Genomic DNA, 19,542 nt, shown 5'->3' on the forward strand with positions numbered 1-19,542 from the left:
GGACGCTGTCCGGTTTCGCGGCTCTTTCATCGGATACGGGGGCCGACCGACCACCGGGTATGTGCCACGGGATACCATCTCTGTCGCCATGCAGACGAATCCCACCTTCACCAGCCTTGTCGCGGTCGGCGACTCCTTCACCGAGGGCATGTCGGACCTGTTGCCCGACGGTTCGTACCGCGGCTGGGCGGATCTCCTCGCGGCCCGCATGGCCGCGCGGACGCCCGGCTTCCGGTACGCCAACCTGGCCGTGCGCGGCAAGCTCATCCAGCAGATCGTCGACGAGCAGGTGGACACGGCCGCCGCGATGCGGCCCGACGTGATCACGCTGGTCGGCGGCCTCAACGACACGCTGCGGCCCAAGTGCGACATGGGACGGGTGCGCGGGCTCCTGGAGGAGGCCGTCGAGAAGCTCGCCCCGTCCTGCGAGCAGCTCGTCCTGATGCGCAGTCCCGGCCGTCAGGGCCCGGTTCTGGAACGGTTCCGTCCGCGCATGGAGGAGCTCTTCGCCTGCGTCGACGAGCTGGCGGCCCGGCACGGCGCACTGGTCGTCGACCTGTACGGGGCACCGTCGCTGAGTGATCCCCGACTGTGGGACGTGGACCGGCTGCACCTCACGCCCGATGGGCACCGGCGGGTCGCCGAGGCGGTCTGGCAGGCCCTCGGTCACGAGCCGGAGGACACCGACTGGCGCACACCGCCACCGGTGACGGCGCCGCCCGTGTGGGCCGCGCGGCGGGTGGCCGACGTCCGCTTCGCCCGGCAGTATCTGCTGCCGTGGATAGGCCGCCGGCTGACGGGACGGTCGTCCGGCGACGGGCGCCCGGCGAAGCGTCCCGACTTGCTGCCGTACGAGGGTCCGGCAGCCTAGAAGAGGCCGGCAGCCCGGGAAGGTCCGGCACCCTGGAGAGGGGCCCGTGCCGGCCCGCGTCGGAGGGAACAGCCGTGGCCACCACCGTGATCAACCTCAAGGGCCGTATCCAGGAGTTCGGCCGGCGGCTGGAGAACGCCCCCGACGACCTGGTCTACGTCGGCCGCCGCTGGACCATGGGCCACTGGGACCTGCCCCAGCACCCGCTCTACAACCCGTTCCAGTACGACACCGCCAAGAAGAAACGGGACGGGACGCGGGCCGAGATCATGGTGAAGTACCGCGAGTACCTCATGGCCCGCCCCGACCTCCTCGCCCTGGTGCCGGAGCTGCGCGGCAGGACGCTGGCGTGCTGGTGCACGCCGGAGCTGTGCCACGCGGACATCCTGGCGGAACTGGCGGACGCCTCCGGGAAAGGGAAGTAGGGCGCGGGCTCGTGGTGGGTTCGTAGCTTCCTCCGAACAGCCCCGCGGCACTGGCCTGCACGAATCGCCAGTAGAATCCGTACACGTGACTTCTGCGCCAGCCAAGCCCCGCATCCCGAACGTCCTCGCCGGACGGTACGCCTCCGCCGAGCTCGCCACGCTCTGGTCGCCCGAGCAGAAGGTGAGGCTGGAGCGGCAGCTCTGGCTGGCCGTGCTGCGGGCCCAGAAGGACCTCGGTATCGAGGTGCCGGACGCGGCGCTCGCCGACTACGAGCGGGTGCTCGACCAGGTCGACCTGGCCTCGATCGCCGAGCGCGAGAAGGTGACCCGCCACGACGTGAAGGCGCGGATCGAGGAGTTCAACGACCTCGCCGGGCACGAGCACGTCCACAAGGGCATGACGTCCCGCGACCTCACCGAGAACGTGGAGCAGCTCCAGATCCGGCTCTCTCTGGAGCTGGTGCGCGACCGTACGGTGGCCGTGCTGGCGCGGCTCGGCAAGCTGGCCGGCGAGTACGGCGAGCTGGTCATGGCAGGCCGCTCGCACAACGTGGCCGCGCAGGCCACCACCCTGGGCAAGCGTTTCGCGACCGCCGCCGACGAGCTCCTCGTGGCGTACGGGCGGGTCGAGGAGCTGCTCGGTCGCTACCCGCTGCGCGGTATCAAGGGCCCGGTGGGCACGGCGCAGGACATGCTGGACCTGCTGGGCGGGGACGCGGGCAGGCTCGCGGAGCTGGAGCAGCGGATCGCGTCGCACCTCGGCTTCACCCAGGCCTTCACGTCGGTCGGCCAGGTGTACCCGCGCTCGCTGGACTACGAGGTCGTGACCGCGCTGGTGCAGCTGGCGGGCGCGCCGTCCTCGCTGGCCAAGACGATCCGGTTGATGGCCGGGCACGAGCTGGTGACCGAGGGCTTCAAGCCGGGCCAGGTCGGCTCGTCGGCCATGCCGCACAAGATGAACACCCGCTCCTGCGAGCGCGTGAACGGCCTGATGGTGATCCTGCGCGGCTACGCCTCGATGACCGGTGAGCTGGCCGGCGACCAGTGGAACGAGGGCGACGTGTCCTGCTCGGTGGTGCGCCGGGTGGCGCTGCCGGACGCGTTCTTCGCGCTGGACGGGCTGCTGGAGACGTTCCTGACGGTGCTCGACGAGTTCGGCGCGTTCCCGGCGGTCGTGGCGCGGGAGCTGGACCGCTACCTGCCGTTCCTCGCCACCACGAAGGTGCTGATGGGCGCGGTGCGCGCGGGCGTGGGCCGTGAGCTCGCGCACGAGGCCATCAAGGAGAACGCCGTCGCCTCGGCCCTCGCGATGCGCGAGCAGGGCGCCGAGCGCAACGAACTGCTCGACAAGCTGGCGGCCGACGAGCGCATCCCGCTGGACCGGGCTCAGCTCGACGCGCTGATGGCCGACAAGCTGTCCTTCACGGGCGCCGCCGCCGACCAGGTCGGCGTGGTCGTGGGCCGGATCGAGGAGATCGTGAAGCAGCGCCCCGAGGCCGCGGGCTACACGCCGGGGGCGATCCTCTGACGCGGTTCACCGCGGCCGAGCTGGAGGCCGCCCGCGACCGTCTCGTACCGGACGTGGTCGCGGACGGTCTCCGTGTGCTGTTCTGCGGCATCAACCCGGGGCTGATGACCGCCGCGACGGGCCACCACTTCGCCCGTCCCGGCAACCGCTTCTGGCCGGTGCTGCACCTGTCCGGCTTCACGCCACGACTCATGAAGCCGTCGGAGCAGGGCGAGTTGCCGTCGTACGGGCTCGGGATCACCAACGTGGTGGCGCGGGCGACCGCCCGTGCCGACGAGCTGACCGCCGGGGAGTACGCGGAGGGCGGGCGCCTGCTGACCGCGAAGGTCGAGCGGCTGCGGCCGCGCTGGCTGGCCGTGGTGGGTGTGACCGCGTACAGGGCGGCCTTCGACGATCGCAAGGCCGCCATAGGTCCGCAGGAACGGCGGATCGGCGACACGCGGGTGTGGGTGCTGCCCAATCCCAGTGGGCTGAACGCGCACTGGACGGCGGCGACGATGGCGGAGGAGTTCGGGAGGTTGCGGGAGGCGGCGAAGCCGGCTTAGCGCATCAGGAGCTCGTCCGGCAGGTCAGGAGCTGGAGCTCACCCGGCGGGTCAGGGCTGCGGTGTCTCCGTGACGGTGCCCAAGAGCCTTATCTCCTCGTCCTGCTGACGGTCGGCGACACCGATGGCGAACCAGCGGCCGGTTCCGTCCACCTCCCATACGTTCAGCTCGTCCACGTCGTGGCTCACCGTGAGATACGGCTCCGGTATCTCCTCGCCACGGTCGACGCGCACTCTGAGGGTGAGCAGGGACCAGGGCACCTGCTGCCGTCCCCAACGGCCGTTCAGCCGCTCGGAGATGATCTCCTTGACGTCGTGGAAGTCCTCGGCCGTCTGGATCCGCTCCACCGCGTCCGCCGTGGTCAGCCTGTGACTCGTCGCTAACTCCGCTATGAAGTACCCCGGTCCCGCCATGCCGACATCCGACATGCCGTGCTCCGCCGGAAAGGGGCGGGAGCACAGCTTGTCGATCGCGGCCAGGTACCGCTCGATGTCCATGAGGTCCAGTAAACCCGCTGGGACTGACAGTTGGAGCCGGGGTCGCGGGCCACCTGGTACGAGGTCACGCGTCCCGGCGCCGCAGGCTCCAGGCTCCCGCCAGCAGCGCCGCCGCCGTCCAGCACGCGGTCACCGCCGGCCCGCTCCAGGGTCCGAGCGTTCCGTCGGACGTCTCGTGGAGAACCGCCTGTCCCGCCTTGTCGGGCAGGAAGTCGGCGATGGTGCCCGACACGTCTCCGACCACGAAGGACACGAGGATCAGGAACGGGATCAGGATGCCGAGCGTGGCGACACCGCTGCGCAGCACGGCCGCGATTCCGGCCGCGAACAGGGCCATCAGCGCGAGGTAGACACCACAGCCGACGGCTCCGCGCAGCTGCTCGGTCCAGGTGAGCGTGTCCGCCTTCTCGCCGAGGACCGCGCTGCCCACGGCCAGGCTCACGAAGCCCGTGAGCAGGCCGACGGCCAGGGCCGGTACGCCGACCGCCACCGCCTTGGCCGTGAACCACCGCCCGCGCTGTGGCACGGCGGACAGCGAGACGCGCAGGCCGCCGCCCTGGAACTCGGACGAGACGGCCGTCGCGCCGAAGGCGACAGCCGCGACCTGCCCGAAGCTGACTCCGAAGAAGGCGGAGAACAGTGGGTCGGAGTCCGCGCCCTCGGCGTCCAGTGCGGCGAGCGCGGAGAAGGCGGCGGTGGCGAGGACCATGGCACCGAGGGCCCAGAGCATCGACCGCAGGGTACGGATCTTGATCCACTCGGAGTGGAGGACGGGTGCGAACGCCATGGTCAGGCCTCCTGCGGCTGAGCGGGGGATGCGGTGAACTCGGCTTCCGAGGCCGTCAGATCGAGGTAGGCCTGCTCCAAGGTGCCCTCCTCCGCGGAGAGTTCGAGGAGCGGCAGGCCCGCGCCGGAGGCGAGGCGGCCGATGTCCTCCACGCGCGCGTGGCGCACGGTCCACCGCCCGCCGTCGTCCTCGCTCGCCTCGTAACCGTGCCGCGCGAGGAGTTCCCGCAGCGCCGGGCCGTCCGTGGTGCGCATCCGCACGCGGGGCTCCACGCGAGCGTCGATGAAGTCCCGCATGGGGGTCTCGGCGAGCAGCCGGCCACGGCCGAGGACCACCAGGTGGTCGGCGAAGGACGCGGTCTCGTTCATCAGGTGGCTGGAGACGAGGACGGTGCGGCCCTCGCGGGCGAGGCGGCGCAGCAACTCGCGGATCCAGATGATGCCTTCGGGGTCCAGTCCGTTGGCCGGCTCGTCGAGCAGCACCACGGGCGGGTCTCCGAGCAGGGCGGCCGCGATGCCCAGGCGCTGACGCATCCCCAGGGAGTACGTCTTCACGCGGCGTCGCGCGACCGACGCCAGCCCGGTCTCCTCCAGGACCTCGTCGACACGGCGGGGCCCGATGCGGTTGCTGACGGCGAGCGCCCGCAGATGGTCGCGGGCGGTCCGTGACCCGTGCGGGGCCTGGGCGTCGAGCAGGGCACCCACATGGCGCAGGGGTTCGTCGAGGGTGGCGTACGCCCGGCCGCCGACCGCGGCGGCGCCGGAGGTGGGTCGGTCGAGCCCGAGGACGAGGCGCAGGGTGGTGGACTTTCCGGCGCCGTTCGGGCCGAGGAAGCCGGTGACCCGGCCAGGGTGCACGCTGAAGGTGAGGTGGTCCACGGCGCGCCTGCTGCCGTACTCCTTGGTGAGGTCCTTTACGTCGATGCTGGTCATGGCACACAGCCTGGCCGTGGGGAGGCGGGCGTTTCCTCCCCCGTGAGCGGAGATCCTCTCCCTCGCTCGGGGGAGGTCCGTTGTCAGTGGCGGCTGGCACGATGTCGCAATGGCCCGCTTTCTGCGCCCGCTGCTTCGGGGGACGACGTACACACGCTGGTTGCACCTGTGGGTGCCGATGCTGTTCGAGAGCGTGTGGCTGTTCATCGACATGTCGAAGCCGTGGGTGCCCGCGCTGGTGCTGATTCCGGTCGGACTCATCCCGGCCGTGAGGCACGGCGAGGGAGTGCAGGCGCACTTGCTGCTGGTGCCGGGTGAGCGGGACTCGGGGATCTCCACGGCGCCGTCGGCGACGTGGCGGGACCGGCTGCGCACGGTGCTGTGGCTGGAGATCCGTATGCTCCTGGGCGCGGTGGCCATGGGCAGCACGGTCTGGGGGCCGGTTCTCTCCCTCGACCTCGTCTGGGCGGCGACCGGGCACGTGCCGTACGACAACCCGTTACTCGACATCGCCCAGCCCCACTGGGCATACGCCCTCCTCGCGCCAATCCCCCTGATCGCCCTGTACGGCCTGGTCGTCGGCCTCGGCGAGCTGATCACCGTCCTCGCCCGGCGTCTTCTCGGGCCCTCCCCGGCCGAGCGGATGGCCGCACTGGAGGAGCGCACCGAGCAGCTCCTGGAGCGCAACCGCATCGCCCGGGAGCTGCACGACTCCATCGGGCACGCGCTGACCGTGGCGGTGGTCCAGGCGGGTGCGGCGCGCGCAGCGGGCGATCCGGAGTTCACCGACCGGGCCCTCGGTGCCATCGAGGACACCGGCCGGGCCGCGCTGGAGGACCTGGAGCGGGTGCTCGGCATCCTGCGCGAGGCGGACCGCCCGGTGAGCAGCCGCCCGACCCTGGCGGAGGCCGACCGGCTGCTGGAGTCGGCGCGGGCCTCCGGCGCCAAGGTCGACGCCGAGCTCTCCGGGCCCCTGGAGACCGTGCCCGGCCCGGTCTCGCGCGAGGGCTACCGCATCCTCCAGGAGTCGCTCACCAACGTGCTGCGGCACGCGGGCGGGGTGCCCGTCCAGGTCCGCGTCGCCGTCGCGGACGGCTCCCTCGGTCTGGAGGTCCGCAATCCGCTGACGGCGGAGATACCCGGGCCGGGGCGGGGCAGCGGACTTCGCGGGATACGCGAGCGTGCCGCGCTGCTCGGCGGCCGGGCGCACACGGGCCCGGACCGGGGGGACTGGCGGGTGCGGGTCGAGCTGCCACTGCGCTGACCGGTCGCGGGCCCCGCGGGCCGGAGGCAGCCCGCTCAGTCTGTAAGCGTCCCGCGCAGGCTGGAAGCCGACCTCCGCCTCGCACTGTTGATCTAGTCTGGCCGGATGCCGGTGACCGTCCTGCTCGTCGACGACGAGCCCCTCGTCCGCGCGGGGCTGCGCGCCGTCCTGGAGGCGCAGCCCGACATCGAGGTCGTCGGGGAGGCTGCCGACGGTGCCGCGGTGATCCCGCTGGTGCGGCAGCTGCGGCCGGACGTCGTGGCGATGGACGTCCGTATGCCGCTGCTGGACGGCATCGAGGCCACGCGCGCGGTGCTGCGCACCGTGCCGGAGCCGCCGAAGATCCTCGTGGTGACGACGTTCGAGAACGACGAGTACGTGTACGAGGCGCTGCGGGCGGGCGCCGACGGCTTCCTGCTGAAGCGGGCGCGGCCGGCCGAGATCGTGCACGCGGTGCGGCTGGTGGCCGAGGGCGAGTCACTGCTGTTCCCGGCGTCGGTGCGGCAGTTGGCCGCCGAGTACGGGGACGGGGGCGGGAACCCGGAGGCACGGGCGGCCCTGGAGCGGGCCGCGCTGACGGGGCGGGAGGCGGAGGTGCTGCGGCTGATGGCCCGGGGGCTGTCCAACGCGGAGATCGCCCGGCGGCTGGTCGTCGGCACGGAGACGGTGAAGTCGCACGTGAGCTCCGTCCTGGCGAAGCTGGGCGCGCGCGATCGTACGCAGGCCGTGATCGCGGCGTACGAGTCGGGGTTCGTGGCTCCGGGCTGACGGCTCGCGGATGCCCGCCCGGCTTGGCCGCGGCCGAGGGACCCCGCAGCGAGGCTCTCGCCGCGTTCGGCCAGGACGAGTACCATCCGCCCCACACGCGCACGACCTGGGAGGACGGACCGTGGGGCGGCTGACCGGCGGGGATCCTTCACTGCTGCGGAGAATCAATTCAGCGGTGGTGCTGCACGCGCTGCGTGCCACCGACCACGCGACACTGACCGAGATCACCCGTGTGACGGGGCTGTCCCGGCCGACGGTGGAGGGCGTGGTCGAAGGACTGGTCGAGACGGGGCTCGTCGTGGAACAGGCGGCCGATGAGAGCGCCGCACGGCGCCAGGGGCGGCCGGCACGGCGGTTCCGGTTCCGGGCGGAGGCCGGTCATCTGCTGGGGCTCGACATCGGCGCCCACCGTGTGACGGCACTCCTCGCGGACCTCGACGGCCGGGTGCTGGGCACGCTGTCCAAGGACGTCGCCGAGAAGGCGCCGGCGGACGAACGGGTGGAGCGGCTGCGCACGACGGTCGCTGAACTGTTGCGTCGCGTCGGCGTCTCCCGCGGCTCCCTGCGCGCGGTCGGCGTGGGCAGCCCCGGGATCGTGGAGAGCGGCGGCACGGTGCGGCTGTGCACGGCCCTTCCGGGATGGACGGGTCTGAATCTGGGCGAACGGTTGAGCCGTTCGTTCAAATGCCCGGTGCTGGTGGAGAACGACGCCAACGCGGCGGCGGTCGCCGAGCACTGGAAGGGCGCGGCCGTCGACTCCGACGACGTGGTGTTCGTGCTGGCGGGCCTGAGCCCCGGCGCCGGTTCGCTGATCGGCGGGCGGCTGCACCGGGGGTACGGAGGTGCGGCCGGGGAGATCGGCGCCCTCCACCTGATGGGGCGCGGCGCCACTCCCGAGGCACTGCTGTCGACCACGGACGAGCCCTTGCACCCGCTGGACGAGAAGGCGGTCGCCGAGGTCATCGCGCACGCGCGTGAGGGCGACGAGCGGGCCCGCGCCGCTTTCGAGCGCTTCACCGAGCGGCTCGTCCACGACGTGGCGGCGCTCGTCCTGGCCCTCGACCCCGAGCTGGTGGTCATCGGCGGCTGGGCGCCCGGTCTGGACGAGGTGCTCGATCCCCTGCGCGACGAGCTCGCGCGCTGCTGTCTGCGCCCGCCCAGGGTGACGCTGTCGAAGCTGGGTGAGGCGGCCGTGGCCACGGGGGCGCTGCGGCTGGCGCTGGACCACGTGGAGGAGGAGCTGTTCGCGGTGGAGAGCACGGTGACGGCGCGGCGCTGAGCGCTCCGCTGAGAGCAGGGTGACGGCTCGGCGCCGTCGCGTGCGTCTCGGCTGCCGCCGGAGGCCCCTCGGAGCGCCGTCTGTGTGACCGGGGCATGGAGACTGCGGGCTGTGTGTGGCTGAGCGCGCAGTTCCCCGCGCCCCTTCGGGCGCGAGCCCGAGTGGCCCGCACAAAAACATCGCGCCCCGGGAATTCCCGGGGCGCGACTGGTGCGGCTTCTCGGGACGGTCAGGAGGCGCGGCGCTCCGGACCGTGGTGGATCTCGACTCCGCCGGACGCGCCGAAGGTCAGTCGGCAGGTGTCGGCGCGGTAGGTGGCCACGGAAACCGCCGCGGTGCGCCCCTCGGCGAAGAAGCGGGTCGTGACGACGAGGACGGGGGCGCCGGGCAGCCGGTCGAGCTCCTTGGCGTCCTCCGCGCTGGCGGAGCCGAGCTCCACGGCGCGGTCCTGGCCCTCCAGCTCCAGGTGCTGGAGCTCGCGCAGCACGGCACGGGCGCGGGCCGCGGCGGAGGGGGTGTTGATGGCGGAGAGGGCGGGCACGGAGGACGCCGGGACGTAGAGCAGCTCGGCGGCGACGGGCTGGCCGCGGCTCACCCGGGAGCGGCGCACTGTGTGCACCTGCTCGCCGTGGACGGACTCGAGGATGTGGGCGACCGCCGGGGGCGGGGTCGTCGTGGTGCAGTCGGCGGGCTGCCAGGCGTCGCCGGACGTGCCGGGCCAGGCGTGCTCCTCGGTTCCGACGGCCACACCCATGCGCGGCGGGGCGACCGTGGTACCGACGCCGCGGCGGCGCTGCAGCCGGCCTTCCAGTTCGAGCTGCTCCAGCGCCTGGCGGAGCGTGGCGCGGGCCACGCCGAAGCGGGCGGCGAGGTCACGCTCGTTGGGCAGGATCTCGCCCACCGAGAACTCGGAGTCCAGTGCCTCACTGAGAACGGTCTTGAGGTGCCAGTACTTCGGCTCCGGTGCCGTTTCGAGCTGCGTGGTCCCCACCCTAGTCCTCCGCGTTTCGCCGTGGCCCGGCGGCGTTTTAGCGCCCTTGTTTATTAAAGGTTGTTGCACTTTCTCTGCGACCATAAGCCGGGCCCCACCCTTGGTCAAGACCAATCCTCGAACGGACAGGCCTCCGACAGGTCCCGCGCAGCGGAGCGTTCACAAGGTGTTCGCGGTGGTCGACATGCCGGTCATGAGGACGAAGCCCCCGTTCACCGGAGGTCACTGCGGCGGCTACCGGCCGACCGGCAGGGACAGCAGCTTCTCCGGGTTGCGCATGATGTAGACGCGCTGGATGCGGCCGTCCACGATGTCGAGCTGGAACACGCTGTCGACCTTGTCGCCGGACAGGACGACCGCCGCGACACCGCCGTTGATCTCCATGAAGCGGAACGACGCGTCCGGCACACCCTTCCGGGCGGCGCCGTGCACGAACCGGCCCACCTTGTCGGCCGACTCCAGGACCCGCACGGGCGCCTTGGCGAGGCCGCCGCTGTCGCCCACGAGGCTGACGTCGGGGGCCAGCAGCGACATGAGGCCCTCCAGGTCGTCCCCGGCCGCGGCGGCGAGGAACCGCTCGGTCATCTCGCGGCGCTCGGCCGGGTCCACCTCGTAGCGCGGCCGCCGTTCGTCCACGTGCTTGCGGGCCCGCCCGGCGAGCTGGCGCACGGCGGCCTCGCTGCGGTCGAGGGTGGCCGCGATGTCGGCGAACGGGTAGCCGAAGGCCTCGCGGAGGACGAAGACCGCGCGCTCCAGGGGAGACAGGGACTCCAGGACCACGAGGACGGCCAGTGACACGGAGTCGGCGAGCACGGCCCGTTCCGCGGCGTCCGGGACGGTGTCCGCGAAGTCGGTGACGTACGGCTCGGGCAGCCAGGGGCCGACGTACGACTCGTTGCGGGACTTCACGTGGCGCAGCCGGTCGATGGCGAGCCGGGTGGTGATCCGGACCAGGTATCCGCGTGGTTCGCGCACCTCGGCGCGGTCGGCGCCGGACCAGCGCAGCCAGGCCTCCTGGACCACGTCCTCCGCGTCGGCCACCCGTCCGAGCATGCGGTAGGCGACGCCCATCAGCACGGGACGGTGTTCTTCGAAGACGTCGGTCGCGGTGTCGGTGGTCACGCTCTCCATCCCAACCGACGGGTGCCGCCCTGTCCAGGCGAATTCACCTCGCGGGGCACTTACCGGCCGTCGGTGGGGCGGACGGCGTTCGGTGGCCGCTCCGGTGTGGCGGACCGCGGTCCGGGCGTGGAACGCGCGGGGGCCCGGGACCCCAGGGTGACCCCCGCGCCGACCAGGGCGCTGCCGAGCGCCTGCGCGATGCCGTACGAGCCCGTGCCGACGACTGGGGCGGTGCAGGCCGCGGCGACGGGGATGAGGCCGGAGAAGAGCGTGGCGCGCTCCGCGCCGATGCGCTGCATGCCCATGTACCAGCAGACGAAGCCGACGACGGTGACGACCGCCGCCTGCCACAGCAGCGCCGCCGTCTCGGTCGGGTCCGGGGTGCGCAGCCACGCGGTGCCGTCCGTGAGGATCCCGGCCGCCGCCGACCCGACCGCGGCGATACCGCAGACGGTGGCGGACAGCAGCCGTGGTCCGAGCGGTCGCAGCACCGGCACCGCGAGCACGGCGAAGCCGACCTCCCCTGCCAGCGCGCACACGGAGAAGGCGATTCCGGCGCCGTCGGTACGGCCCCATCCCTGGACGGTGAACGCGCCCGCCGCGACCAGTGACGCGCCGTGGAGGACGAGCCGCTGCGGGCGACGCCCCTCCATGAGGGGGACGACCACGGCGACGACCACCGGCGCGCAGCCCACGAAGACACCCGGTACGGCGGGTTCCGCGGTGCGCTCGGCGGCGATCACCGCGAGGTTGAACCCGACCATGCCGACGGCGGCGAGGAGCGCCAGCCGCGCCCACAGTCGGAGGGGCAGCCGCCGCAGGGGCGCCGTGCCGCCGCGCCCGACGAGCGGGAGGAGCAGCAGGCAGGCGAGGCCGTAGCGCAGGAACTGGCCGCCCGCGTACGGGTAGTCGCCGAGGACGCTGTTGGCGGTGAAGGAGGCGCCGACGAGGACGCAGGCGAGGGCGGCGAGGAGGGTTCCGCGGGTGGTCGTGGCGTTCATGGCCGTGGCGTTCATGGCGGTGACGTTAGGAAGGCGAGCGGCCCGGTTTAAGGTCCACTTTCATGACGTCATCGGGGACCAATTCCGGGGAGGAGCCCAGTCCGCGGGAGGGTCCGGATCCGTGGGCCGCGGCGTGGGAGCTGCTCCTGCCGGCCGCTTCGGCGCCGGCACGCGCGCGGGGGCGCACGTTGCAGGCGGCGCTGCGCGAGGCGGTCCGTACGGGGCGGCTCGTGCCGGGCACGCGGCTGCCGTCCAGCCGTGAACTGGCCGCCGACCTCGGCGTGTCGCGGGGTCTGGTGACGGAGGCGTACGAGCAGCTGACGGCCGAGGGATATCTGCGCAGTGACCGGGGTGCGGGCACCTGGGTGGGCGACGCCGTACGGTCCGCACGCCCCCGCGCGCGTGACCTCGCGCCGCGCTCCCCCGGCGCCCGCGCCGACTTCCTCCCCGGGACACCGGACCTGTCGCTGTTCCCGCGCACCGCGTGGGCGGCGGCTCAGCGGGGCGTGCTCGCCGAACTCCCCCACCACGCGCTGGGCTACCCGGATCCGCGCGGGCTTCCCCGGCTGCGTACGGCGCTCGCGGAACTGCTCGCCCGGCGGCGGGGTGTGGTCGCGGACCCGGAACGGGTCGTGGTGGTCTCGGGTGTGGCGCAGGCGACGGCGCTGCTCGGTTCGGTGCTCCATGCGCGCGGGGTGCGCGCCGTCGGCGTCGAGGACCCGGGAAGCCCCCAGCACGACGCCCTGTACGCCTCGGCGGGCGTCGGTGCCGTCCCGCTGCCGCTGGACGCGGAGGGGCTGGCCACCGGACCGTTGCGTGAGGCGGGCGTGCGGGTCGTCGTGACCACGCCCGCCCACCAGTTCCCGTCCGGGATCGCGTACTCGGCGCGGCGGCGGGCCGAACTGCTCGACTGGGCACGGTCGGTGGACGGGCTGGTGGTCGAGGACGACTACGACGGGGACTTCCGCTACGACCGTGCGCCGGTGGGGGCGCTCCAGGGCCTCGACCCCGAGCGCGTCGCGTACACGGGCTCCGTCAGCAAGTCCCTCGCCCCGGGGTTGCGGCTCGGCTGGCTGCTCGTCCCCCGGGCGCTGACCGAGGAGGTCGTGGAGCGCAAGCGGACCATGGACCTCGGCCATCCGACCATCGACCAGGCGGTGTTCGCCCGCTTCGTCGAACGGGGCGACTACGACCGGCAGTTGCGTCGCTGCCAGCGCGCCTACCGGGAGCGGCGCGACGTTCTCGTGTCCGCCCTGCGGGAGCACCTTCCCGGCACCGAGGTGTCCGGGATCGCGGCAGGGCTCCATGCCATCGCCGTGCTGCCCGACGCGTACGGGCCGCTGGACCGGTTCGTGGGGCGGGTGGCGGCGGTCGGGGTGTCGGTGCGTCCCCTCGCGGACCACGGGCGGGTTCCGGACGCCGGGGTGCGGCTGGTGCTCGGGTACGCGCATCTTTCGCCGGCGCGGATTCGTGAGGGGGTGCGGCTGATGGCGCGCGCCGCTGGTCCCGGCGCTGCGTGAGGGCGCGACGCTTGAGGACGCGACGCGCCCTGAGTCGCACGCCGGTTCCTCTGCCCCGGAGGTCAGTTGTTCACTTGTGGTTTCCGTGTGCGCCTCGGCGCACCAGTAGTTGTGGCGTTGCACATTGGCCGGATCCGTCCCTGGAGGCGCATTCATGTCACACCGTTCGCCGAGCCCCCTGCCCGGCCGCCGCAGCGTGCTGCGCGGCTCTCTCGCCGCGTCGGCGGCCCTCGCCGTGCCCGCCACGCTCGGCGCCGCGGCGCCCGCGTTCGCCCTCTCGGGACGGCCGAAGGCGGGATGGGGCGTGCAGACCGGGGACGTGACGGCGCACTCCGGTCTGGTCTGGGTACGTTCCGACCGGCCGGCGCGGATGATCGTCGAGACGTCCGCCACCGAGTCCTTCCGCAACCCGGTCAGATGGCACGGCCCGCTGCTGGGCGCCGACACCGACTTCACCGGCACCACGCGGCTGCGCGGCCTGCCGTCGGGCCAGCAGATCCACTACCGCGTCCTGCTGGCCGACCCGGACGACCCGCGCCGCACCGGCGAGCCGGTCACCGGCACGTTCCGTACGACGTCGGAGAAGCGCCGTGACGGAGTGCGCTTCGTGTGGTCGGGCGACCTGGCGGGCCAGGGCTGGGGCATCAACCCGGACCTCGGCGGCTACCGCATCTTCGACGCGATGGGCGCCCTGAACCCGGACTTCTTCCTCTGCAGCGGCGACAACATCTACGCCGACGGCCCGATCGCGGCGACGGCGGCGCTTCCGGACGGCAGCGTGTGGCGCAACGTCACCACCGAGGAGAAGTCCAAGGTCGCCGAGTCCCTGGCGGAGTTCCGCGGCAACTTCCGCTACAACCTGCTGGACGAGAACCTCAGGAACTTCAACGCCCGCGTACCGTCGGTCATCCAGTGGGACGACCACGAGGTGCGCAACAACTGGTACCCGGGCCAGGTGATCCTGGACTCGGACACCCGGTACACCGAGAAGCGCGTCGACGTGCTGGCGGCGCGTGCGCGGCGGGCGTTCAGCGAGTACTTCCCGATCTCCACGCTGCAGCCGGGCGCACGGGACGGCCGCGTCTACCGGGTGCTGCGCCACGGCCCGCTGCTGGACGTGTTCGTGCTGGACATGCGCACGTACCGCAACGCCAACTCGCCGGACAACCAGACCACCGACCCGCAGGGCATCCTCGGCGCCGAGCAGTTGGAGTGGCTCAAGGGCGAGCTGGCGCGGTCGCGTGCGGTGTGGAAGGTGATCGCCTCCGACATGCCGCTCGGCCTGGTCGTCCCCGACGCGACCGAGGGCAAGCAGAACATCGAGGCCGTGGCGCAGGGCGACCCGGGCGCGCCGCTGGGCCGCGAGCTGCAGATCGCGGAGTTGCTGCGGTTCATCAAGCACCGCAAGGTCACGGGCACGGTGTGGCTGACCGCGGACGTGCACCACACCTCGGCCCAGCACTACCAGCCGTCGCGGGCCGCGTTCACCGACTTCGAGCCGTTCTGGGAGTTCGTGTCCGGCCCGCTCAACGCGGGCGCGTTCCCGGCGAGCGCCCTCGACAACACCTTCGGCCCCGAGCGGGTGTACGTGAAGGCGCCGACCGCCTCGAACGTCTCGCCGGCCGGCGGCTACCAGTTCTTCGGCGAGGTCGACATCGACGGTGACAGCGGTGAGCTGACGGTACGGCTGCGCGAGCAGGACGGGACGGTGCTGTTCACTCAAGTCCTGCAGCCGGGACGAGTCGGGCAGTAGGCCGGGCGATAAACCGGGCAACTATACAAACAGCAACAAAGGTGAGGAAAGACACTTTACCGATCAGTCACAAAGCGTTCGCGATCACGCAACACCTTACCTTCACAGTGGTTGCATGACTTCGAACATGTACGACGCAAGGGGGGCGACGAACGGTCGCCCCGCCCACCAGCGGCGACGGAAGGCGGCCGAACTCGCCTCGCTGTTCACGGCCGGCTTCCACACGTGGTGGTCACGCCGCCACGGTCACGCCCCACCGGCGGGCGATACCGGCGCCCGGCCGCTCCCCGAGGGGCAGCAGGCCGGGCCGTCCGGGGCCGAGGCGTCCGACGCGGTAGACGGCGCGTCGGTGCTGTGGCGTATGAGGACGACGGTGAAGGACGAACCCGGCTCGCTGGCCGCGCTGTGCACGGCACTGGCCGGCCACCGGGTGGACATCCTGAGCCTGCAGACGCATCCGCTGGCCGAGGGCACGGTGGACGAGTTCCTGCTGCGCGCGCCCGAGGAGCTGCCCGCGGCCGAGATCACCCGTGCCGTCGCGCAGGCGGGCGGTGCCGGTACGTGGATCGAGCGGGCCGACGCCCACGACCTCGTCGACGCGCCCACCCGAGTGCTGGGCCTCGCCACCCGTACGGCACTCGACGCGGCGGAACTCCCGCTCGCCCTGCGCCAGTTGCTCGGCCGGTGCACCATCCGCTCGCTTCCCGCCACCGCCCCCGGCTCCGGCCGGGCCCAGGAGGGCGTCCCGGTGGAGGGCGTCCTCGAGGACACGGTGATGCGGCTGCGGGCGCCGGAGGGCGGGGTGATCACGGTGGAGCGGCCGTATCTGCCGTTCACACCGACGGAGTTCGCGAGGGCGCGGGCGCTGGTGGAGCTGGACACGCGGCTGGGTCCGCGCATCCCGCGCAGCCATGACGTGCTGACGCTGCGGGAAGGCAGCGACATCACCGTGCGGCGCGCCGACACGGACGACCTCGACGCGGCGAAGGCGATGCACGCGCGGTGCTCGGCGCGCACGCTGGGCATGCGCTACCACGGCCCACTGGGCGACGCCGACCGCTACCTCAACCACCTCCTGAGCCCCCGCTTCGGCCGCACCCTCGCGGTGCAGACGGCCTCGGGGAAGGTCGTCGGCCTCGGCCACCTGCTGTGGGACGGCGACGAGACGGAGGTCGCGCTGCTGGTCGAGGACGCGTGGCAGCGGCGTGGTGTCGGCGCTGAACTGCTGAGGCGGCTGGTGGCGATGGCGGTCGAGGCGGGATGCTCGAGCGTGTACGCCGTCACGACCTCGTCCAACACGGGTATGGTCGCCGCGATGCGCGGCCTGGAGCTTCCCCTCGACTACCAGATCGAGGAGGGCACCCTGGTCATCACCGCCCGCCTGGACGCGACGGTGGCGTCGCCGGGGCGGGAGCGGCGGGACGAGCGGGCGGTGCGGGAGTAGCGCGTCGCGGGTGGCTGTGAGCCGGGGATCTTCGCCCCCGCCGCCCCTACCCGTCCCATCCCTGGGGGCTGCGCCCCCAGACCCCCGCGATCGGCCTGAACGGCCTCGTCCTCAAACGCCGGACAGGCTGGATCTGCGGGGCACCGTGGGTGGAATCCGGCCGCCGACGGCCACGTGGCCTGCTTTAACCGGCTGACCGCGCCCCCGCCGCCGTACCAAGATTGCCCGTATGTCTGACACCAACAGCCCCCTGCCCCGCGAGGTCGCCGACGCCTACGTCGACGAGCTCATCGCCCTCGACCCGGTGACCGGTACAGACCTCGGCGTGAAGGAGAGTTCGAGCAGGCTGCCCGACACCTCGCCCGCCGGCCAGGAGGCCAGGGCGGAGCTGATGCGGGCGACGCTCGCCCGGCTCGACGAGGCGGAGCGGCAGCCGGGCGCGGACAGTGACATCGAGCGCCGTTGCGCACGCCTGCTGCGCGAGCGGCTCACCGCGCAACTGGCCGTGCACGACGCCGACGAGGGCCTGCGCGCGGTCGGCAACATGGCGACACCGGCGCACCACGTGCGCGAGATCTTCACCGTGACACCTGCCGACACGCAGGAGGACTGGGCGGCGATCGCCGAGCGGCTGCGCGCCGTGCCGACGGCGCTGGCGGGCTACCGCGAGTCCCTCTCCCTGGGCCTGGAGCGCAAGCTGTACGCGGCTCCCCGCCCCACCGCGACGTTCGTCGGGCAGCTCACCGAGTGGGCGGACACGGACGGTTCGGGCCGCGGCTGGTTCGAGGACTTCGCGTCGGCGGGCCCCGAGTCCCTGCGCGCCGAGCTCGACGAGGCGGCCCGCACGGCGACGGGGGCCGTCGTCGAGCTGCGGGACTGGATGCGCGACGTGTACGCGCCCACCATCGAGGGCGCGCCGAACGTGGTGGGCCGCGAGCGGTACGCCCGCTGGTCGCGCTACTACAACGGCACGGACCTGGACCTGGAGGAGGCGTACGCGTACGGCTGGTCGGAGTTCCACCGCCTGCTCGCCGAGATGAAGCAGGAGGCCGAGAAGATCCTCCCGGGGGCGAAGACGCCGTGGGTGGCGCTCGCGCACCTCGACGAGCACGGCAGGCACATCGAGGGCGTCGACGAGGTCCGCGACTGGCTGCAGGACCTGATGGACCGGGCGATCGAGGAGCTGGGCGGCACGCACTTCGACCTCGCCGAGCGGGTACGCAAGGTGGAGTCCCGCATCGCCCCGCCCGGTGGCGCCGCGGCCCCGTACTACACGCAGCCGTCCGAGGACTTCTCGCGCCCGGGCCGCACCTGGCTGCCCACGATGGGGCTGACCCGCTTCCCGGTGTACGACCTGGTGTCGACCTGGTACCACGAGGGCGTCCCCGGCCACCACCTCCAGCTCGCCCAGTGGGTGCACGTCAAGGACGACCTGTCCCGCTACCAGGCCACCGTCGGCGGCGTCAGCGCCAACCTGGAGGGCTGGGCCCTGTACGCGGAGCGGCTCATGGACGAGCTGGGCTTCCTGACGGACGCGGAGGAGCGGCTGGGTTACCTCGACGCGCAGATGATGCGCGCGCTCCGTGTCATCGTCGACATCGGCATGCACGCTGAGCTGGAGATCCCGGCCGACTCGCCCTTCCACCCCGGCGAGCGCTGGACGCCCGAACTGGCCGAGGAGTTCTACGGCGCGCACTGCAGCCGACCCGCGGACTACGTGGCGAGCGAAATGACCCGCTACCTGACCATCCCCGGCCAGGCCATCGGCTACAAGCTCGGCGAGCGCGCCTGGCTGCTGGGCCGCGAGAACGCGAGCAGGCGCCACGGCGACGCCTTCGACCTCAAGGCATGGCACATGGCCGCCCTGTCCCAGGGTGCCCTGGGACTGGACGACCTGGTGGACGAGCTGTCGCGGCTCTGACCCCTCTCAGACCCCTCTCACCAACGGAACCCGCCCTCCGAGTCGATGACTTGCCCGGTGACCCACGCGGCCTCGTCCGTGGCGAGCCAGGAGATGAGGCGGGCGGGGTCGTCGGGCATGCCCCAGCGGCCCGCCGGGAACATCGCGGCGATGGCCGCGTAGTCGTCGCCGGTCATGTAGTCCGTGTCGACGGGACCGGGATTGACGGTGTTCACGGTGACGGCGAGTTCGGCGAGGGTGGTCGACAGGGAGCGGGTGATCGAGGCGAGGGCGCCCTTCTGGAGGGCGTACGCGATCTCGCCCGGCATGCCGCCCGCGATGTCCTGGCCTGACGTCATCATCATCAGCCGCCCGCCCGGCGTGCGGGGCGGGAGGGCCGCCCGGTGGCGGGCGTATGCCTGGACGAGCAGGAGCACCGAGCGGGTGTCGGTCGCCCAGTGGGCGTCGAGCATCTCGGTGTCGATCGTGTCGAGGGTGCCGTCGTCGCCGGAGAGGGCGTGGTTGGCGACGAGGATGTCGAGGCGTCCGCCGAGCGCGTCCGCGGCCCGGGAGACCAGTTCGGCGGGCACGGCCGGGTCGGACAGGTCGCCCGGACCGTCGACCACCCGCGCCTGAGGATCACCGAGCACTTCGCGCACGCCCACGGCCACCTCCTCGGGGCGGTCGGCGCCCCAGGGCATGGCGGCGTCGTGCGGTACGTGGTGGTGCAGGTACACGCTCGCCCCGTACGCGGCGAGACGGCGGGCCACGGCGTAGCCGATGCCGCCGCGTCTGCTCGCTCCGGTGACGAGAGCCGTGCGACCGCGCAGGGGCAGGGGGTCGCGTCGTAGTTCTTGCGGTGTGGGGTGGGGAAGTTGAGGCATCGGGACCATGATGCAGGGCGGGCGCCTGCGA

At 72.6% G+C, this 19,542-nt stretch carries 18 protein-coding genes; 11 read left to right on the forward strand and 7 right to left on the reverse strand.

Annotation, left to right across the window (positions count from 1 at the left end):
* Positions 1–88 precede the first annotated feature (88 nt).
* The 4 genes from AB0959_RS05735 (at position 89) to mug (ending at position 3,369) form a co-directional block, all read left to right on the forward strand.
* Positions 89–871, forward strand: coding sequence for an SGNH/GDSL hydrolase family protein (locus AB0959_RS05735; protein ID WP_366825013.1), 783 nt, complete (start codon positions 89–91; stop codon positions 869–871).
* 74 nt (positions 872–945) lie between these two features.
* Entirely contained in the window at positions 946–1,296 is a 351-nt protein-coding gene (locus AB0959_RS05740) for a DUF4326 domain-containing protein (protein ID WP_366825014.1), read from the forward strand.
* Positions 1,297–1,381: 85 nt separating this feature from the next.
* Positions 1,382–2,824 (forward strand): adenylosuccinate lyase, encoded by a 1,443-nt coding sequence (purB, locus tag AB0959_RS05745; protein WP_366825015.1) that lies wholly within the window; start codon positions 1,382–1,384, stop codon positions 2,822–2,824.
* Positions 2,821–3,369 carry a G/U mismatch-specific DNA glycosylase gene (gene mug, locus AB0959_RS05750; RefSeq protein WP_366825222.1) on the forward strand — a complete coding sequence of 183 codons (549 nt, stop codon included), beginning with the start codon at positions 2,821–2,823 and terminating at the stop codon, positions 3,367–3,369. Before purB ends, mug begins: the two co-directional genes overlap by 4 nt.
* Positions 3,370–3,419: 50 nt before the next feature.
* Here the strand turns inward: mug and AB0959_RS05755 are convergent, their stop codons facing one another.
* The 3 genes from AB0959_RS05755 to AB0959_RS05765 all read right to left on the reverse strand — a co-directional run bounded on the left by AB0959_RS05755 (position 3,420) and on the right by AB0959_RS05765 (position 5,585).
* Positions 3,420–3,866 carry a hypothetical protein gene (locus AB0959_RS05755; protein ID WP_366825016.1) on the reverse strand — a complete coding sequence of 149 codons (447 nt, stop codon included), beginning with the start codon at positions 3,864–3,866 and terminating at the stop codon, positions 3,420–3,422.
* A gap of 64 nt (positions 3,867–3,930) precedes the next feature.
* On the reverse strand, positions 3,931–4,653 hold the full coding sequence (locus tag AB0959_RS05760) for an ABC transporter permease subunit (RefSeq protein ID WP_366825017.1): 723 nt from the start codon (positions 4,651–4,653) through the stop codon (positions 3,931–3,933).
* Between the two features lie 2 nt (positions 4,654–4,655).
* Positions 4,656–5,585: an ATP-binding cassette domain-containing protein gene (locus AB0959_RS05765; protein WP_366825018.1), complete on the reverse strand. Its 930-nt coding sequence runs from the start codon at positions 5,583–5,585 to the stop codon at positions 4,656–4,658.
* Between the two features lie 109 nt (positions 5,586–5,694).
* Between AB0959_RS05765 and AB0959_RS05770 the strand changes: the two genes are divergently transcribed.
* The 3 genes from AB0959_RS05770 (at position 5,695) to AB0959_RS05780 (ending at position 8,896) form a co-directional block, all read left to right on the forward strand.
* Positions 5,695–6,849 (forward strand): histidine kinase, encoded by a 1,155-nt coding sequence (locus tag AB0959_RS05770; protein ID WP_366825019.1) that lies wholly within the window; start codon positions 5,695–5,697, stop codon positions 6,847–6,849.
* Between the two features lie 105 nt (positions 6,850–6,954).
* Positions 6,955–7,617 (forward strand): response regulator transcription factor, encoded by a 663-nt coding sequence (locus tag AB0959_RS05775; protein ID WP_366825020.1) that lies wholly within the window; start codon positions 6,955–6,957, stop codon positions 7,615–7,617.
* A gap of 121 nt (positions 7,618–7,738) precedes the next feature.
* On the forward strand, positions 7,739–8,896 hold the full coding sequence (locus AB0959_RS05780; protein ID WP_366825021.1) for an ROK family transcriptional regulator: 1,158 nt from the start codon (positions 7,739–7,741) through the stop codon (positions 8,894–8,896).
* A gap of 229 nt (positions 8,897–9,125) precedes the next feature.
* Here AB0959_RS05780 and AB0959_RS05785 read toward each other — a convergent pair whose 3' ends face one another.
* The 3 genes from AB0959_RS05785 to AB0959_RS05795 all read right to left on the reverse strand — a co-directional run bounded on the left by AB0959_RS05785 (position 9,126) and on the right by AB0959_RS05795 (position 12,010).
* Positions 9,126–9,887 (reverse strand): GntR family transcriptional regulator, encoded by a 762-nt coding sequence (locus AB0959_RS05785; protein WP_366825022.1) that lies wholly within the window; start codon positions 9,885–9,887, stop codon positions 9,126–9,128.
* 234 nt (positions 9,888–10,121) lie between these two features.
* Complete coding sequence (gene sigJ, locus AB0959_RS05790) at positions 10,122–11,009, reverse strand: RNA polymerase sigma factor SigJ (protein WP_366825023.1); 888 nt, start codon at positions 11,007–11,009, stop codon at positions 10,122–10,124.
* A gap of 59 nt (positions 11,010–11,068) precedes the next feature.
* A complete protein-coding gene (locus AB0959_RS05795; RefSeq protein WP_366825223.1) occupies positions 11,069–12,010 on the reverse strand; it encodes a DMT family transporter in 942 nt (313 codons plus the stop codon).
* Between the two features lie 62 nt (positions 12,011–12,072).
* Between AB0959_RS05795 and AB0959_RS05800 the strand changes: the two genes are divergently transcribed.
* The 4 genes from AB0959_RS05800 to AB0959_RS05815 all read left to right on the forward strand — a co-directional run bounded on the left by AB0959_RS05800 (position 12,073) and on the right by AB0959_RS05815 (position 18,648).
* On the forward strand, positions 12,073–13,530 hold the full coding sequence (locus AB0959_RS05800; protein ID WP_366825024.1) for a PLP-dependent aminotransferase family protein: 1,458 nt from the start codon (positions 12,073–12,075) through the stop codon (positions 13,528–13,530).
* A gap of 154 nt (positions 13,531–13,684) precedes the next feature.
* Positions 13,685–15,283 (forward strand): alkaline phosphatase D family protein, encoded by a 1,599-nt coding sequence (locus AB0959_RS05805; RefSeq protein ID WP_366825025.1) that lies wholly within the window; start codon positions 13,685–13,687, stop codon positions 15,281–15,283.
* Positions 15,284–15,398: 115 nt separating this feature from the next.
* Positions 15,399–16,727, forward strand: a complete 1,329-nt coding sequence (locus AB0959_RS05810; protein WP_366825026.1) for a GNAT family N-acetyltransferase — start codon at positions 15,399–15,401, stop codon at positions 16,725–16,727.
* A 229-nt stretch (positions 16,728–16,956) separates the two neighbouring features.
* Complete coding sequence (locus tag AB0959_RS05815) at positions 16,957–18,648, forward strand: DUF885 domain-containing protein (RefSeq protein WP_366825027.1); 1,692 nt, start codon at positions 16,957–16,959, stop codon at positions 18,646–18,648.
* 17 nt (positions 18,649–18,665) lie between these two features.
* Here the strand turns inward: AB0959_RS05815 and AB0959_RS05820 are convergent, their stop codons facing one another.
* On the reverse strand, positions 18,666–19,511 hold the full coding sequence (locus AB0959_RS05820) for an SDR family oxidoreductase (protein WP_366825028.1): 846 nt from the start codon (positions 19,509–19,511) through the stop codon (positions 18,666–18,668).
* Positions 19,512–19,542 lie beyond the last annotated feature (31 nt).

This window comes from Streptomyces sp. NPDC046862 (genome assembly GCF_040704615.1).
In the GTDB taxonomy this organism is placed as follows: Bacteria; Actinomycetota; Actinomycetes; order Streptomycetales; family Streptomycetaceae; genus Streptomyces.